Genomic DNA, 15,594 nt, shown 5'->3' with positions numbered 1-15,594 from the left:
GATGATCGGCATGACTTCGATCGCCCAGACCCCGATCACCGGCCTGGACCTCACCGGATTCACCGAGCGCGAGCCCGGTGTGTGGACCGACGCGACCGGACTCGTCCTGTCGGTCCACTTCTTTCCGCTCGTCCCGGACCTGCCGGCCCCGCTGCACGAGCCGGAGCGGCTCCGGTTCGGGTGTGCACAGGGCGTGGCGGCGTCCGGCGGCGGTCTCATCGAGGCGCTGACCGGGACCGTGGACGGGGTCCCGGCGCTGCGTCAGCTGATCAAGATGCCGTTGCAGAGCAGGCGGGGGCAGGCCTTCATCGGGAGCTGGACGCTGCCCAAGGACCGGTGCAGCGCCGTCGTGAAGGTGCAGGCCGCGGAGGGCGCGACGACCGGTCTGCGGGAGGCCGTGGTACTGGACCAGGTGGGGCCGGCCGACTACTTCCGGCCGCACCCGTACGCCGGCGGAGCGCAGCTCGGCGGGCTGCCGTACCACGTGGCCGATCTGGAGCAGTGGGACAGCCGGTTCCCGGACCACCCCTTGACCCTGGTGCGCGCCGCGCTGAGCCGCATCACACCGACGATCACCCTCCACGAGCAGTTCAAGGTCCTCCCGGCGTTCCCGGGCCCCACACCGCCCCCCGCCTTTCCCGCCCCGCCGCCCCCGTACGGCGGCCCGGTCCCGCCCACGCCGCCCGGCCCCACTCCCCCGCCGTACCCGCCCCCGGCCGCCCCGCAGGCGCCGCGTCGCGGGTGGTTCCGCCGAGGAGGCACGTGACCGCGGTCGCGCGCGGCGCACACCGCTTCCCCGCACACGAGGGGCCGGCCGATGTGTCACCTGTGACGGCGGTAGTAGGTGATGTCGTCCGTGGTGGCGTAGTCGCCGTGGTCGACGTCGATGACGGTGAGCACCGCGATGTCGCCGGTCGTCGTGTCGCGCAGGCAGAAGGTGGTGCCCGGGGGGACCTGGCGGAAGTGCAGCCGGCCGTGGGCGGGGCGGTCGGTGGCCCCGGCGGCGCACCGGGCGACGGTGGGGACGGTCCTGCCCGGTGCGACGAACACGTCGGTCAGCGGCTGGAGTTCGAAGGCGCCGTTGCCGTCGCCCCCGGCGTCCGTGCTGACGCTCCAGGCGGTCTCCGATGCGCTGACCGCGCCCGCGCGCAGGTCGAAGTAGAACGTGTAGTTCTTCAGGGCCAGCGTCCGGTGCCGGTAGACCAGGGTGTAGTCGTGCGCACCCGCGGTCGTCGTCCCGGTGGTGCCGGACGGGCGGGTGCCGGGGGCGGTCGTGGTGGCTGCCGCGCGGGCGTGGCCGGTCCCGGGTGCCAGTGCCCCGTAGACCACGGCGCACATCGCGGCCGTGACGGCCGCCGACACCACGGCGGTCGTCACGCGGTCCCGGGTCGGCCACCGGCGTCCGCCGGGCGCCTGCGGCGGAGGGCCCGCGGGATCGGGTGAGGGCCTGGAGGGATCCGGCTGGGCGCCGTCCGGGCCGGTGTCGCGGCGGCCTGGCGGATCGGTGCCGGGAGGCGCCGTCGACGCGGCCGGCCGGCCGTTGCCCTGATCCTCGGAGGCGTCGTGCGGGGCCTGGGCGGCCCACGGGGTGAGTGCCTTGTCCGCGGCGCCGGAAGCGGCCACGGCGAAGGCGATGGCGACGGCCCAGCGGTCGGCCGCGTCGTGTGTCAGCCAGAGGCCCGTCAGGGCGTAGAGCCCGGCCAGCGCGGCGGCGAAGGTCCCCAACGTCGCCAGCAGCAGGGCCAGACGCCGGCGTCCCGCGCTCACATCCGCTCCCCCCGGTATCCGTGGCACCGCGACCCGCTCCAGCTTGACATGGAACGGACACGATGGGGAGTGCGCGCTCGAGTCCGCCCGCATCGGCCGGCCTCGTCCGGCCCGACAAGACTTGACGAGGGCGCACTCAAGTTTTATCTCGTTCAGTGAGACAGTCCGGACCGAAAAGGGCAGCTCGCGGTGGTCGGCCGGGTGGCCGAAAATGGAGGTGCCCACCGCCGAGGGGGTACCCGGCCGCCGCCCGGGCGTGCCGTTCCGGCGAGCCCCGGCGGACAGGGCACAGACGAGGAGGGTGAGTCCCGATGGCGCGTCCAGTCGGTATAGACCTGGGAACGACGAACTCCGTGGTCTCGGTCCTCGAGGGCGGCGAGCCCACCGTGGTCACCAACGCGGAAGGCGCCCGGACGACGCCTTCGGTGGTGGCGTTCGCCAAGAACGGCGAGGTGCTGGTCGGCGAGGTCGCCAAGCGGCAGGCCGTGACCAACGTGGAGCGCACCGCGCGCTCGGTCAAGCGGCACATGGGCGACCACACCTGGCGGTTCCCGGAGCACGGTGACGTCGACGGCAAGCGGTACACCGCGCAGGAGATCTCCGCCCGCGTGCTGCAGAAGCTCAAGCGGGACGCGGAGGCCCACCTGGGCGAGGACGTCACCGACGCCGTCATCACGGTGCCCGCCTACTTCGACGACGCCCAGCGGCAGGCCACCAAGGAGGCCGGTGAGATCGCCGGTCTGAACGTGCTGCGGATCATCAACGAGCCGACCGCGGCGGCGCTGGCGTACGGTCTGGACAAGGAGAACGACCAGACCGTCCTCGTCTTCGACCTGGGCGGCGGCACCTTCGACGTGTCCCTGCTGGAGATCGGCGAGGGCGTCATCGAGGTCAAGGCCACCAACGGCGACACCCATCTCGGGGGCGACGACTGGGACCAGCGGATCGTCGACCACCTGGTCAAGACCTTCAAGAACAACTACGGCATCGATCTCGCCCAGGACAAGATGGCCGTGCAGCGGCTGCGGGAAGCGGCGGAACGGGCCAAGGTCGAGCTGTCCAGCTCGACGGAGACGAACATCAACCTGCCCTACATCACGGCGTCCGCCGAGGGCCCGCTGCACCTGGACGAGAAGCTGACGCGCGCCCAGTTCCAGCAGCTGACGGCGGACCTGCTGGACCGCTGCAAGGCGCCGTTCCACAACGCGATCAAGGATGCCGGGATCAAGGTCTCCGACATCAACCACGTCATCCTCGTCGGCGGCTCCACCCGCATGCCCGCCGTCACCGACCTGGTGCGGGAGCTGACCGGCAAGGACCCGCACAAGGGCGTCAACCCCGACGAGGTCGTGGCCATGGGCGCCTCGCTTCAGGCCGGTGTCCTCAAGGGCGAGGTCAAGGACGTCCTGCTGCTCGACGTCACCCCGCTGTCCCTCGGCATCGAGACCAAGGGCGGCATCATGACCAAGCTGATCGAGCGCAACACCACGATCCCGACCCGCCGTTCGGAGATCTTCACCACCGCCGAGGACAACCAGCCCTCGGTGACCATCCAGGTCTACCAGGGCGAACGGGAGATCGCCGCGTACAACAAGAAGCTCGGCATGTTCGAGCTGACCGGCATCGCGCCCGCCCCGCGCGGAGTGCCGCAGGTCGAGGTCGCCTTCGACATCGACGCCAACGGCATCATGCACGTCTCCGCCAAGGACCTGGGTACCGGCAAGGAGCAGAAGATGACCGTCACCGGCGGCTCCGCGCTGCCCCGGGACGACATCGACCGCATGGTCCGCGAGGCCGAGCAGCACGCCGAGGAGGACCGCCGGCGCCGGGAGGCCGCCGAGACCCGCAACCAGGCCGAACAGCTCGTCTACTCCACGGAGAAACTCATCAGGGACAACCCCGACAAGATCCCGGCGGACGCGAAGAACGAGACCGAGACCGCGCTGGCCGACCTGAAGGAGAAGCTGAAAGGGGAGGACACGACCGCGATCCGGCAGTCGATGGAGCGTGCGGCCGAGGCGGCGCAGAAGATCGGCACGGCGATGTACCAGCGGTCCGGCGCGGAGGGTCAGGCAGGCGCGGGCGCGTCCGCCGAATCGGCCGCCTCCTCCCCGGACGAGGACGTGGTGGACGCCGAGATCGTCGACGACGACAAGAAGGACAGGCCGGAGGCGGGCTGACGATGGACAAGGGCCGGCTGCAGAATCCGGACCCCGCCCAGCTGCAGCGTCTGCTTCAGGAACGCACTGCCGACCTGCAGCGGGTGAAGGCCGAGTACGACAACTACCGCAAGCGGGTGCGCCGGGACCGGATGGCCGTGCGCGAGATCGCCGTGGCCAATGTCCTGCGCGCCCTGCTGCCCGTCCTGGACGCCGTGGACCGCACCTGCGCCCACGAGCCCATGACACCGGGTCTGAAGGACATCACCGACACCCTGGCCACACAGTTGGGGTCCCTGGGAGTCGAGGCGTTCGGTGAGGTGGGCGATCCGTTCGACCCGGCGCGCCACGACGCGGTCACCCACCACGTCCGCCCCGGCGCCGACGAGCTGATCTGCACCAAGATCCTGCGCCCCGGCTACCGGCTCGGCCTCCAGCTGCTGCGGCCGGCCCATGTGGAGGTCACCGGTCCGCCGCCGCCCACGAGAAATCCGCTCGGACCGGAGCGGGCGGAAACCCCGCCCGGTCCGGTCCGCGAGCTGCGGCGCTGAGCAGAGCACGGCACCGGGCCCCGGTCCCGCGCGCCGCCCGCGGCATCCCGGCGCACCGGATCAGCCGGCCCGGCTCAGCCGCGTACGGCGAACGCTTCGGCCACGGCGTCGCCCCCGGCGCCGGACGCCAGCAGGAGCCGGAGCAGGACCCGGGCCTTGAACGGGTCGAGGAAGCCGCCGTCGATCAGCCCGCGGCGCCGCAGGTCCGTCTCCGAGCCCGGCGCGCGGTAGGTGTGCCGCAGCACCGAACCGCTCCCGGTGCGCGACGTCAGCACGACCGGCATGCGCTCGGCCAGGGCGCCGAGCCGGGGCGCGAGCGCACCCGGCACATGCCCGGCGCCGAAACCGGCGACGACCAGGCCCCGGTGCGTGGTCTCCAGTCCCTGCAGCTGCGCGCCGTCGTCGTCCAGGGTGACCACGTGCAGCGCGACACGGGTGGCCTCGAGGCGTTCCCGGTCCACTCCGGCCTTCAGCGGCTCGTGCTGCGGCGCCGCCAGCAGCATCCGTACCCGGCCCTCCACGACGTGCCCGAGCGGGCCGGCGCTCGGTGAGCCGAAGGCCGCGGGGTTCGTGCTGTGCGTCTTGCGCACCCATCGCGCCGCGTGCACCTCGTCGTTGAGGACGACCAGCGCCCCCGCGCCGCGCGCCTGGGGCGCCGCCGCGACGCGTACGGCGGCGAGCACGTTGGCCGGCCCGTCCGCGCCCGCCATGGCCGGCTGCCGCAGGGCGCCGGTCAGCACGAACGGCGCCTCGTGCGGCCACACCAGGTCGGCCAGGAAGGCGGTCTCCTCCAGGGTGTCGGTGCCCTGTGTGACGACGACGCCCTCCGCGCCCTCCGTCACGGCCCGCGACGCGAGCTCGACGACGTCGAGGATCTGCCCGAAGGTGAGGCTTCCGCTCGGTACGGCGTGCACGTCCCGCACGTCCAGGGTGACGCCCAGCTCGGCCAGTCCGGGTACGGCCGCGGCGATCTCGGTGCCGCTCAGCCGCGCTCCCCGCGCGCCGCCGGGCACCGATATGGTCCCCCCGAGTGCCAGCATCACGACGGCCAACGCCCGCCCCCTCACCCCGCTCCGCGCCCGGCGGGGTTCCGCCGGACGCCCTCAACCTACAAGGCGAGAGGGGGAGAAGAGGAAGCCAAGGGGCTCACGGCTGTGCGCCGCGGGTGAGGATGACGGCGTAACGGCACTCGGCGCCGGTGGTGTTGGCGAAGACGCGCTCGGCGGGCTCCCCGAGTTCGAGGGTGTCGCCGGCGTCGAGTTCGTGGACGGTGTCGCCGTCGTGGAAGGTCAGGTGCCCGTCCAGGACCCAGACGACCTGGCGGACGAAGGCGAACGCGGCGGCCGGGTACGGCACTCGGGCGCCGGCGGGCAGGCGGATCTCGGCGACCTCGGCGGGGAAGTGGGGTCCGGTGATCTGGCGGCGCCGGAAGCCGGTGCCGGGGTCGCGCCACTCGGCCGCGTCCGTCCCGCGGCGTACGCCCGCCGCGCCCCGCGCGTCGTCCGGGGCCTCTTCGGCGAGGGCGAGCAGGGAGGCGATGCTCAGCTGGAACGCCGCCGACAGTTTGCCCAGGACGACCGCGGTGGGGCTGCTCTCGCCGCGTTCGACGCGGCTGATCATCGCCTGCGACACACCGGAGACGTCCGCGAGCTGGGCCAGGGTCCACCGGCGCCGCTCCCGCTCGGTGCGGACGCGGGCGGCGATCCGCACCACCAGCGGATCTACTATGTTGGACATGAATCCAATATACGAGAGGAGCGGCGTGACCGTCACCGTGCGCCCGGCCCGCTCCGGTGACGCGGAGGCGGTCCGCGCGATCCGCAACCACGCGATCGAGCACTCCCTGGCCCTGTGGACCGAGACGCCGCAGTCCCCCGCGGAGGGCTCCGCCTGGCTCGCCGCCCACCTCGGGCGGGGCTCGGCGTTCGTGGCCGAGACGGGAGGCGAGGTGGCCGGGTTCGCCGTCTACGGCCCCTGGCGGGACCTGCCCGGCTACCGCCACACCGTGGAGGACTCGGTCTACGTCCGCGAGGGCCGGCACGGCCTCGGCATCGGCTCCGCACTGCTGACGGCCCTCATCGCCTCGGCACGGGACGCCGGGCACCATGTCATGATCGCCGGTATCGAGGCGGGCAACGGCGCGTCGGTCCGGCTGCACGAGCGGTTCGGCTTCGAGCGCGTCGGCACCGTGCCGGAGGTCGGCACCAAGTTCGGCCGGTGGCTCGACCTGACCCTCATGCGGCTGCCCCTCACCTGACGGGCACCCGGACCCGGCCGCGCCGCTGTCCTTTCGGGCCGGACGGCGTCAGCGCCGCTGGGCGGCGATCATCGCCTTGTACCAGTGGTAGCTGTCCTTCGGCGTGCGCCGCTGGGTGCCGTAGTCGACGCGGACGATCCCGAACCGCTTGCCGTAGCCGTACGCCCACTCGAAGTTGTCCAGCAGGGACCAGACGTAGTAGCCGCGGACGTCCACGCCGGCGTCCAGCGCGGCACGCAGCGCGGCGAGATGGTCGCGCAGGTAGGCCACCCGGTCGGCGTCGTGGACCGATCCGTCGGGGCTCACCTCGTCGTGCTCCGCGGAGCCGTTCTCGGTGATGTGCACGGGCGGCAGGGCGTCGCCGTAGCGGTCCTTCAGCCGTACCAGCAGATCGGTGAAGGTGGCGGGGGCGACCGGCCAGTCCATGGCGGTGTGCCGTACGCCCGGCAGCCGTACCTCCGCGTAGCGGTTGTCCGTGGCCACGCGCCGCGCGGGGTCGGCCTCGCGGTGCGGGGCGTCGGCGACGACGATGGGGCGGTAGTAGTTGATCCCGAGGAAGTCCAGCGGCCGGGAGATCAGTTCCAGGTCGCCGTCCCGCCGGAAGTCCTGCCCGGTGATCAGTTCGCCCCAGGTCTCCTCCTCGCCGGCCGGGTAGCGGCCGGTCAGGATCGGCTCGGTCCACACCAGGTTGTGCTGGGTGTCCGCGCGGACGACGGCCGCGAGATCGGCCGGCGCGTCGGTGGCCGGCAGGTTGTGGTCGAGGTTGAGCGTGATGCCCACCTCGCGTGCTCCGGCCTCCCGCAGGGCCTGTACGGCCAGGCCGTGGCCGACCAGGAGGTGGTGGGCGGCGGCCAGCGCTCCCCTGCCCTCCCGGGCGCCGGGCGCGTGCCGGCCGACCGAGTAGCCCAGGAAGGCGCTGCACCAGGGCTCGTTGAGGGTGATCCAGCGCGGCACGCGGTCGGCGAGGTGTTCGGCGACGACTGCCGTGTACTCCGCGAACCGCTCCGCCGTCTCCCGTACCCGCCAGCCGCCCCGGTCCTCGAGCGCCTGCGGCAGGTCCCAGTGGTACAGGGTGGCGGCGGGCTCGATGCCGGCGGCGAGCAGCTCGTCGACCAGCCGGGAGTAGAAGTCGAGGCCCTTGGGGTTGACCGGTCCGGTGCCCTCGGGCAGCACGCGCGGCCAGGCGATCGAGAACCGGTACGATCCCACGCCCAGCTCGCGCAGCAGCGCCACGTCCTCGCGGAAGCGGTGGTAGTGGTCGCAGGCGACGTCGCCGGTGTCGCCGTCTGCCACGAGGCCGGGGGTGTGGCTGTAGGTGTCCCAGATGGACGGGCCGCGGCCGTCCTCGCGGGCCGCGCCCTCGATCTGGTAGGCGGCGGTCGCGGCGCCGAACACGAAGCCGGGCGGGAAGCGGGGGAAGTCACTCATGCGATGCGTCCGATTCGATGCGGGAACGGGTCACTTGACGGAACCGCCGGTGATGCCGGCGGCGATGTACTTCTGGGCGAGGACGAGCAGGATCGCGGCGGGCACGGCGGACAGCACGGAGGCGGCCATCACCGAGCCCCAGTCACCGACGTGCGCCCCGATGTACTGGTAGATGCCCAGCGTTACCGGCTTGACGTGGTCGGTGGTGTTCAGGGTGAGCGCGAACATGAAGTCGCTCCACGCGAAGAGGAAGGCGAACAGGCCGGAGGTGATCAGGGCGTTGCGGCTCATCGGCAGCACCACCCGCAGGAACGTCCGCACCGGCCCGGCGCCGTCGAGCTGGGCCGCCTCGATCACCTCGCCGGGGATCGAGACCATGAACGACCGCATGAGCACGATGGAGAAGGGGATGCCCAGCGAGGCGTCCGCCAGCATCAGGCCGGCGTAGGAGTTGACCAGGCCCAGGGAGACGTAGGAGTTGTAGAGGGCGTTGGCGATGACGATGCCCGGCACCATCTGGGTGATCAGTGTGCCGAACACGATCGTGCGGGTGCCCCGCAGCCCGAACCGGGCCAGCCCGTACGCCGCCGGTGCGGAGACCGCCAGGCAGACGACGACCGCGCCGAGCGCGACCACCAGCGAGGTCAGCAGATGACCGCCCTGGTCGCTGAGGGCCTTGGAGAAGCCGGACAGGTCCAGGCTGCCGGGCACCGGGTCGGTCTGGAGGAGCCCGGTGCCGGGCTGGAGCGCGGTGTTGAGCATCCAGTAGAGCGGGAACAGCATCACGCACAGGATGAGCACGCCGGCGAGGGTGGAGCCCCAGCGGCGCCGGGATGTCGTGGGTGCGGGAGCGGCCACGGACGTCACTTCCCCTCGGTGCGGTTGGCCCGCAGGTAGAACACCGCGAACACGGCGGAGATCAGGATGAGGACATTGCCGACGACCGCGCCGGCGCCGAAGTCCAGCTGCACGAAGGACTCCTGGTAGGTGAGCGTGCCCAGGGTCTGGGTGGCGTCGGCGGGGCCGCCGTCGGTGAGGGCGAGGATCAGGTCGAGGATCTTGACCGTCGACATGAAGCCGAGCACCAGGACGACCGTGATCACCGGCCTGAGCAGGGGCAGGGTGACGGAGCGGAAGGTCCGCCAGGCGGAGGCGCCGTCGAGGGAGGCCGCCTCGTACAGCTCCGCGGGGATCTCCTGCAGGCCGCCGTAGAGGATGACCATGTTGAAGGGGATGCCGATCCAGATGTTGACCAGGACCGCGGACAGCAGGGCCATGCCGGGGCTGGTCAGCCAGGGGGTGTGCCCGCCGAGGCCCAGGGCGCCCAGGAAGGAGTTCAGCACGCCGGTGTCCTGGTCGAGGATGCGCCGCCAGACGACGCCGGACACCACCATGGGCACCAGCCAGGGCAGCAGGATCAGCGAGCGCAGGACGCCGCCGAGGGGGAACCTGCGGTTGAAGAACACGGCGAGCGCGAGGCCGATGCAGAACTGCCCGAGCAGGGAGCCGGCGGTGAACAGCAGGGTGTGCCACAGCGCCTTGCCGAACAGGGCGTCCTGGAAGACCTTCGACCAGTTGCCGGCTCCGTTGAAGGGGGCGTCGCCGGTGAAGAAGGTCTTCGGCGTGTAGTGCTGGAAGCTCATCACGACGTTCCGGACGAGCGGGTAGCCGAAGAACAGCAGCATGAAGACGACGGCGGGAGCGACGAACCCCCACTGCGTGAGGCGGCCGCGAAGCCGGAGCCGTCGGGGATCCGGGGTGCCGGCCCGCTTCGGGGCCGTGGAGGCCGCCGGGACGGTGACGGTGGACGTGGTCATGTGCGCTTACCTCAGTTCCCGCTCGTGGCCCGCTGCTGGGCGCGCGTCAGGGCGGCCTTGCTCGACTCGCCGGTCAGGGCCGACTGGAAGGCGCTCTGCAGCGCGAGCGACACGCTCGTCCAGCCGGCGCCGAGTTCGGCCGTACGGGAGCGGGCCGCGGCCACCTGGTCGGCGAGCGCGTCCAGTTGGGGCACCCGCTTGCGCCACACCGCCGCGGCCTTCTCGTTGGCGGGGACCATCCAGCTGTTGAGCGCGTAGGTCAGCTGCTCCTTCTCGCTCGACAGGCAGCCGACGATCCGCCCGGCCATCCGCTCCCGCGTGCGGTCCCCGGTGTTCGGCACGGTGAGCACGGCGCCGCCGAGCGGCCCCACGGACCTGCCCCCGGCCTTCGGCACCGGGATCCGGGCGATGCCCCAGTGCAGGGACTTCTTCGTGTTCAGCGTCTCGACCTGCCAGGGCCCGTTGATCATCATGGCGGCGTTGCCCGCCATGAACTGGTCGTTGACGTCGGCCTGGGTCCAGCTGACCGTCGACTTCGACAGCGAGCCGTCCTTCAGCAGGCTCTTCCAGAAGTCCAGGGCCTCGACGACGCGCGGTGCGTCGAGCCGTCTCTCGTCCCCGCCGTTGGACCACATGAACGGCGTGAACTGGAAGACGCCGTCCTCGGCGCCGCCCGCGCTCAGGGCCAGGCCGTACTGCTTGCCGTGGGTCAACTGCTTGGCGGTGCGGCGCAGTTCGTCCCAGGTGCCGGGGACCTTCAGGCCGGCCTCGGCGAGGATGTCCTTGTTGTAGAACAGCGCGAGGGTGTTCACCGAGCGGGCCGCGCCGTAGTACGTCCCCTTGTACGAGCCGAAGCCGACGATGCCCTGGGGGATGTCCCGGGTGCTCAGCCCGAGAGTCCTGAGGTCGATCAGCCCGCCGGCGTCGGCGAACGTCGGCATCTCCGAGGCGTCGAACTGCACGATGTCCGGCAGCGACTTCGACGACGCCATGCGCAGCGCCTTCGTCATCACCTGTGCGGCGGGAACGCTCTGCTGCTCGATGGTGATGCCGAGCCGCTTGCCGCAGCGGGCCATCGCCTCGGCGTCCCAGCGGTGGTAGGTCTCGTCGGTCGAGGAGTTCAGCACGGTGAACACGTGGCTGTCACGCTGCTGACCGCATCCGGTCAGGCCCGCCCCGGCCACCAGCACGGAGACGACGGCGAGCGGCGCCACGGCCCTGCCGGGGCGCCCGCGGGTGCTGCGGCCGACGGTACGAAGTCCGAGAGGGAACCTCTCCTCAGGAGTGGTGTTGAAGCGCTTCAACATGTGGCGGCCCTTGCTGTCGTCACTCCCGGCGCCCTCGCCCCGAGAATATGTTTGCCGTGATGACTAATACGTCAATCCCGGATGCCGCGCTAGCCCCGTACGCGTGTCCGTTTCCCTACGCTCCGAGACCCCACCCCGTGGCCATATCCAAGTAGTCGCAGGTCACAGCCCATCTACGCGCGATGAACAAGGAAGTGGCACCCCGTGTGCTGTGTACGATCAAGTCGCCGGGCGACAGTCTCTTCCCAGCCATCGCCGACCACCCCCGCTCCCTTGAGGAAGACCATGAAGTTCACCAACGGGTTCTGGCGCATCCGCGACGGCGTCCAGGTGGCCTACGCCACCGAGGTGCGCGACGTGCGCGTTCAGTCGAAGCGCTTCACCGGCTTTGCGGCCGTGCAGAAGGTGACACGCAGAGGGGACACCCTGAACGCGCCGCTGATCACCGTCGACTGCTTCTCGCCCGCCGACGGGGTCATCGGTGTCCGCATCACCCATCACGCCGGCAAGCGGCACCCGGGACCCGACTTCGCGCTCGCGGCCGAACCCGGCGGTGCGGGCGGGGTCCGCCGGCACGGCACCGTAACCGAGCTGGTCAGCGGCCCGCTCACGCTGCGCCTGGACCGGGCCGCGCCCTGGTCGCTGACCTTCCACGGCGCGGACGGCCGGGAGCTGACCCGCGCGGGCCGCAAGGGCACCGCGTTCGCCACGACCGACGAGGGCGCGCACCACGTGCTCGCCCAGCTCGCGCTGGGCGTCGGCGAGCAGATCTACGGACTGGGCGAGCGCTTCACGCCGTTCGTCAAGAACGGCCAGGTGGTGGACATCTGGCAGGCGGACGGCGGCACCAGCAGCGAACAGGCCTACAAGAACGTCCCGTTCTACCTGTCCTCACGCGGCTACGGCGTCTTCGTCAACCACCCCGGCAAGGTCTCCTTCGAGGTCGGCTCCGAGTCGGTCGGGCAGGTCCAGTTCAGCGTCGAGGACCAGACGCTGGAGTACTACGTCGTCGCCGGACCCACCCCGAAGGACGTCCTCACCCGCTACACCGCCCTCACCGGCCGCCCGGCGCTCCCGCCCGCCTGGTCCTTCGGGCTGTGGCTGACCACGTCCTTCACCACGGACTACGACGAGGCGACGGTGATGTCGTTCGTCGACGGCATGGCCGAGCGGGGCATCCCGCTGTCCGTCTTCCACTTCGACTGCTTCTGGATGCGCGAGTACCAGTGGTGCGACTTCACGTGGGACCCCGAGGTCTTCCCCGACCCCGAGGGCATGCTCGCCCGGCTGAAGGCCAAGGGCCTGCGCGTCAGCGCCTGGATCAACCCGTACATCGCGCAGAAGTCCCCGCTGTTCGAGGAGGCCGCGGCGCTCGGTCACCTCGTGCGCCGGCCGAACGGCGACGTGTGGCAGTGGGACCTGTGGCAGGCCGGCATGGGACTGGTCGACTTCACCAGCCCGGACGCCCGCGCCTGGTTCCAGTCCAAGCTGAAGCCGCTGCTGGACCAGGGCGTGGACTGCTTCAAGACCGACTTCGGCGAGCGCGTCCCCACCGACGTGGTCTGGCACGACGGCTCCGACCCGGAGCGGATGCACAACTACTACACACACCTGTACAACCAGACCGTCTTCGAACTCCTCGAAAAGGAGCGGGGTCAGGGCGAGGCCGTGCTCTTCGCCCGCTCGGCGACCGCGGGCGGCCAGCAGTACCCCGTGCACTGGGGCGGCGACTGCTGGTCGTCGTTCGAGGCCATGGCCGAGTCGCTCAGGGGCGGCCTGTCCCTGTCCCTGAGCGGCTTCGGTTTCTGGAGCCATGACATCGGAGGGTTCGAGGGGACGCCGGAACCGTCGGTCTTCAAGCGCTGGCTGGCCTTCGGCCTGCTGTCCTCGCACAGCCGGCTGCACGGTTCGTCGTCCTACCGGGTGCCGTGGGAGTTCGGCGACGAGGCCGTCGCCGTGGCCCGGCGCTTCGCCCGGCTCAAGCACCGCCTCATGCCGTACCTGTACGGCGCCGCCGTCGAGGCCCACCGCACCGGCGTCCCGCTGATGCGCCCCATGGTCCTGGAGTTCCCGCACGACCCGGCCTGCCGCACGCTCGACCGCCAGTACATGCTCGGCCCCGACCTGCTGGTGGCGCCGGTGTTCAGCGAGGACGGCGAGGTGGAGGTGTACCTCCCGGAGGGCGTCTGGACCCATCTCCTCTCCGGCGAGCAGGTCACCGGCCCGGCGTGGCGCATCGAACGGCACGGCTACGACAGCCTGCCGCTGTACGTGCGCGAGGGCGCCGTGCTCCCGCTGGCCTCGGACGACAGCCGGCCCGACGGCGACTGGCTGGACCGTCCGACGCTGCTCGTCCACCCGACGGCGGCGGCCGGCCACACCGCCCGGGTCACCGTGCCCGACCCCGCGGGCGCGCCGGCCGCCGTGTTCCACGTCCGCGGCGAGGGCGGCGTCCTGCGCGTCACCGCGGAGGGCACCGACCGGCCCTTCACCGTGCGGGTCCACAACGGCGCGAGCGCGGAGGGGACGGGCGAGGTGACGGTGCCGCTGGGGTGACGGCGCGGCCGGCACGAGCGCCGCGACGGGGGCGGCCGCCTTGCGGTGGCCGCCCCGCAGCCGCTGCTGCCCGGTGCCGTGGCAATATCACTGGCGGCGCTGCGCCGTCGGCCTCAGCCGCGCGGTGAGCAGGGAGCGTTCGGCGGGGTTCGCGGTGAGGTCCAGGGCCTGCCGGTCGGCCTCGGCGGCCTCCTCGTCGCGGCCGAGATCGCGCAGCAGTGCGGCGCGCGTGGCGTGGAACAGGTGGTAGCGGCCCAACCGGTCCGCGAGGGCGTCGACGTGGGCGAGGGCGGTGGCCGGACCGTCGGTGTGGCTGAGCACGACGGCACGGTTCAGGCGCACCACGGGCGAGGGGTCGACGGCGAGCAACATGTCGTACAGGCGCAGCAGTTGGGGCCAGTCGGTGTCCTTCCAGGCGGGCGCCTCGCAGTGCACGGCGGCGATCGCGGCCTCGATCTGGTACGGCCCCGGCCGGCCGAAGCCGGCCGCCCGCTCGATCAGCGCGGTGGCGCTGCGGATGCGCCGGCGGTCCCAGCGGGTGCGGTCCTGCTCGGCGAGCGGGATCAGCCGCCCGTCCGCGTCCAGGCGGGCGGGCCAGCGGGCCGCGTGCAGCCGGATCAGGGCGAGCAGGCCGAGCGGTTCCGGCTCCTCGGGCAGTGCGCCGGCCAGGAGCGCGGCGAGCCATTCGGCGTCGTCGACGAGTTCGCGCCGTACGCCGACGTCTCCTCCGGTGGTGAAGCAGCCCTCGTTGAAGACGAGGTACACCACCCGCATGACCTGGGGCAGCCGTGCCGGGCGCTCCTCCGGCTCGGGCGCCCGGTAGGGGATCCCGGCGGTCGCGATCTTGTGCTTGGCCCGGGTGATCCGCTTGGCGAGGGTGGCCTCGGGCACCAGGAACGCCCGCGCGATCTCGGCGGTGGTCAGGCCGGCCACGGCGCGCAGCGTCAGGGCGACCTGGGCGTCGGGATCGAGGGACGGATGGCAGCAGGTGAAGATGAGCCGCAGCCGGTCGTCGGGCTCGCGCTCGGCCGAGTCGGGCAGGGCCTCGATGCGGGCCGCGAGCTGCGGGAGCCGGTCGTGGAAGCGGGCCTCGCGCCGGATGCGGTCCAGGGCCTTGTTGCGGGCGCACGTCAGCAGCCAGGCTCCGGGCCGCCGGGGCGGCCCCGTGCTCGGCCAGTGGCGCAGCGCCTCCACGACGGCCTCGCCGACCATCTCCTCGGCCAGGTCGAAGTCGCCCAGGAGGCGGACCAGGCTGGCGGTCAGCCGGCCCGCCTCCTCGCGGAAGACCCGCTCGATCAGCGACCGGGTGTCCCGGTCGCCGGCCGGGTCAGCGTTCGACAAGCGGACGCACCTCCACCTTGCCGTCGGGCACCGGGAAGCTCGCCGCCAGCTCCAGCGCCGCGTCCAGGTCCGGCACCTCCACCACCGCGTAGCCGCCGATCGCCTCCTTGGCCTCCAGCAGCGGACGGTCGATCATGGTGGAGCGGCCCTCCTCGACGACGACGGTGGTCGCGGTCTCGGGTTCGCGCAGCTGCTGGGCCTCGACGATCGTCGCGTCGGCGCGGTGCTTCGTGAACCACTCCATGATCCGGCCGTAGACCTCGCCGCGCTCCTGGTCGGAGCCCTCCTCCTGCCAGGCGCCCCGGGTCAGCAGCAGTACGTACTTCATCGTGTCCTCCTCGGTCGTCGTGCCTGTCACACCTACACGACGAACAAGCCGGCACCGACAGGACAGCACCGCGGCCCCGATGT

Annotated in this window: 14 protein-coding genes; 5 read left to right on the top strand and 9 right to left on the bottom strand. The window is 72.0% G+C overall.

Features of this window, described 5'->3' with window-relative positions; translation table 11 throughout:
• Positions 1–10: 10 nt before the first annotated feature.
• Entirely contained in the window at positions 11–766 is a 756-nt protein-coding gene (locus ACGFZN_RS02640) for a hypothetical protein (protein ID WP_393856616.1), read from the top strand.
• A gap of 56 nt (positions 767–822) precedes the next feature.
• Here ACGFZN_RS02640 and ACGFZN_RS02635 read toward each other — a convergent pair whose 3' ends face one another.
• Positions 823–1,767: a hypothetical protein gene (locus ACGFZN_RS02635; RefSeq protein ID WP_393856615.1), complete on the bottom strand. Its 945-nt coding sequence runs from the start codon at positions 1,765–1,767 to the stop codon at positions 823–825.
• A 311-nt stretch (positions 1,768–2,078) separates the two neighbouring features.
• Here ACGFZN_RS02635 and dnaK point away from each other — a divergent pair, with 311 nt between their 5' ends.
• Complete coding sequence (gene dnaK / locus ACGFZN_RS02630) at positions 2,079–3,947, top strand: molecular chaperone DnaK (protein WP_393856614.1); 1,869 nt, start codon at positions 2,079–2,081, stop codon at positions 3,945–3,947.
• A gap of 2 nt (positions 3,948–3,949) precedes the next feature.
• A complete protein-coding gene (gene grpE, locus ACGFZN_RS02625) occupies positions 3,950–4,477 on the top strand; it encodes a nucleotide exchange factor GrpE (RefSeq protein WP_393856613.1) in 528 nt (175 codons plus the stop codon).
• Between the two features lie 74 nt (positions 4,478–4,551).
• Here grpE and ACGFZN_RS02620 read toward each other — a convergent pair whose 3' ends face one another.
• Entirely contained in the window at positions 4,552–5,520 is a 969-nt protein-coding gene (locus ACGFZN_RS02620) for an asparaginase (protein WP_393856677.1), read from the bottom strand.
• A gap of 103 nt (positions 5,521–5,623) precedes the next feature.
• The gene (locus tag ACGFZN_RS02615; RefSeq protein WP_393856612.1) at positions 5,624–6,214 is read right to left on the bottom strand and encodes a helix-turn-helix domain-containing protein; all 591 of its coding nucleotides are present in this window, start codon (positions 6,212–6,214) and stop codon (positions 5,624–5,626) included.
• Here ACGFZN_RS02615 and ACGFZN_RS02610 point away from each other — a divergent pair.
• Positions 6,213–6,734: a GNAT family N-acetyltransferase gene (locus ACGFZN_RS02610; protein WP_393856611.1), complete on the top strand. Its 522-nt coding sequence runs from the start codon at positions 6,213–6,215 to the stop codon at positions 6,732–6,734. The genes ACGFZN_RS02615 and ACGFZN_RS02610 overlap by 2 nt on opposite strands.
• A 48-nt stretch (positions 6,735–6,782) precedes the next feature.
• On the opposite strand, the gene ACGFZN_RS02605 is transcribed toward ACGFZN_RS02610, so the two are convergent.
• Genes ACGFZN_RS02605 through ACGFZN_RS02590 form a run of 4 tightly spaced genes read right to left on the bottom strand, consistent with a single transcriptional unit; the run spans position 6,783 to position 11,286 of the window.
• Entirely contained in the window at positions 6,783–8,162 is a 1,380-nt protein-coding gene (locus ACGFZN_RS02605; protein ID WP_393856610.1) for a GH1 family beta-glucosidase, read from the bottom strand.
• A 30-nt stretch (positions 8,163–8,192) separates the two neighbouring features.
• On the bottom strand, positions 8,193–9,020 hold the full coding sequence (locus ACGFZN_RS02600) for a carbohydrate ABC transporter permease (RefSeq protein WP_393856609.1): 828 nt from the start codon (positions 9,018–9,020) through the stop codon (positions 8,193–8,195).
• A 5-nt stretch (positions 9,021–9,025) separates the two neighbouring features.
• A complete protein-coding gene (locus ACGFZN_RS02595; protein ID WP_393856608.1) occupies positions 9,026–9,979 on the bottom strand; it encodes a carbohydrate ABC transporter permease in 954 nt (317 codons plus the stop codon).
• An 11-nt stretch (positions 9,980–9,990) separates the two neighbouring features.
• Positions 9,991–11,286 (bottom strand): ABC transporter substrate-binding protein, encoded by a 1,296-nt coding sequence (locus tag ACGFZN_RS02590; RefSeq protein WP_393856607.1) that lies wholly within the window; start codon positions 11,284–11,286, stop codon positions 9,991–9,993.
• A gap of 285 nt (positions 11,287–11,571) precedes the next feature.
• Here ACGFZN_RS02590 and yicI point away from each other — a divergent pair, with 285 nt between their 5' ends.
• Complete coding sequence (yicI, locus tag ACGFZN_RS02585) at positions 11,572–13,842, top strand: alpha-xylosidase (protein WP_393856606.1); 2,271 nt, start codon at positions 11,572–11,574, stop codon at positions 13,840–13,842.
• Positions 13,843–13,929: 87 nt separating this feature from the next.
• Here the strand turns inward: yicI and ACGFZN_RS02580 are convergent, their stop codons facing one another.
• Positions 13,930–15,183: an RNA polymerase sigma factor gene (locus ACGFZN_RS02580; protein WP_393856605.1), complete on the bottom strand. Its 1,254-nt coding sequence runs from the start codon at positions 15,181–15,183 to the stop codon at positions 13,930–13,932.
• Entirely contained in the window at positions 15,170–15,511 is a 342-nt protein-coding gene (locus ACGFZN_RS02575; RefSeq protein WP_393856604.1) for a YciI family protein, read from the bottom strand. The genes ACGFZN_RS02580 and ACGFZN_RS02575 overlap by 14 nt, the downstream gene beginning before the upstream one ends.
• Positions 15,512–15,594: the final 83 nt, after the last annotated feature.

Source organism: Streptomyces sp. NPDC048192 (assembly GCF_043202415.1).
Classification (GTDB): Bacteria; Actinomycetota; Actinomycetes; order Streptomycetales; family Streptomycetaceae; genus Streptomyces.
This window is presented reverse-complemented; position numbering and strand designations above follow the sequence as displayed.

Bases quoted from the DNA above. Each gene is read 5' to 3' on its own strand.
- ACGFZN_RS02640 (WP_393856616.1), top strand. From the start codon at position 11: ATGACTTCGATCGCCCAGACCCCGATCACCGGCCTGGACCTCACCGGA.
- dnaK (WP_393856614.1), top strand. From the start codon at position 2,079: ATGGCGCGTCCAGTCGGTATAGACCTGGGAACGACGAACTCCGTGGTC.
- grpE (WP_393856613.1), top strand. From the start codon at position 3,950: ATGGACAAGGGCCGGCTGCAGAATCCGGACCCCGCCCAGCTGCAGCGT.
- ACGFZN_RS02610 (WP_393856611.1), top strand. From the start codon at position 6,213: ATGAATCCAATATACGAGAGGAGCGGCGTGACCGTCACCGTGCGCCCG.
- ACGFZN_RS02615 (WP_393856612.1), bottom strand. From the start codon at position 6,214: ATGTCCAACATAGTAGATCCGCTGGTGGTGCGGATCGCCGCCCGCGTC.
- ACGFZN_RS02605 (WP_393856610.1), bottom strand. From the start codon at position 8,162: ATGAGTGACTTCCCCCGCTTCCCGCCCGGCTTCGTGTTCGGCGCCGCG.
- ACGFZN_RS02595 (WP_393856608.1), bottom strand. From the start codon at position 9,979: ATGACCACGTCCACCGTCACCGTCCCGGCGGCCTCCACGGCCCCGAAG.
- ACGFZN_RS02590 (WP_393856607.1), bottom strand. From the start codon at position 11,286: ATGTTGAAGCGCTTCAACACCACTCCTGAGGAGAGGTTCCCTCTCGGA.
- yicI (WP_393856606.1), top strand. From the start codon at position 11,572: ATGAAGTTCACCAACGGGTTCTGGCGCATCCGCGACGGCGTCCAGGTG.
- ACGFZN_RS02575 (WP_393856604.1), bottom strand. From the start codon at position 15,511: ATGAAGTACGTACTGCTGCTGACCCGGGGCGCCTGGCAGGAGGAGGGC.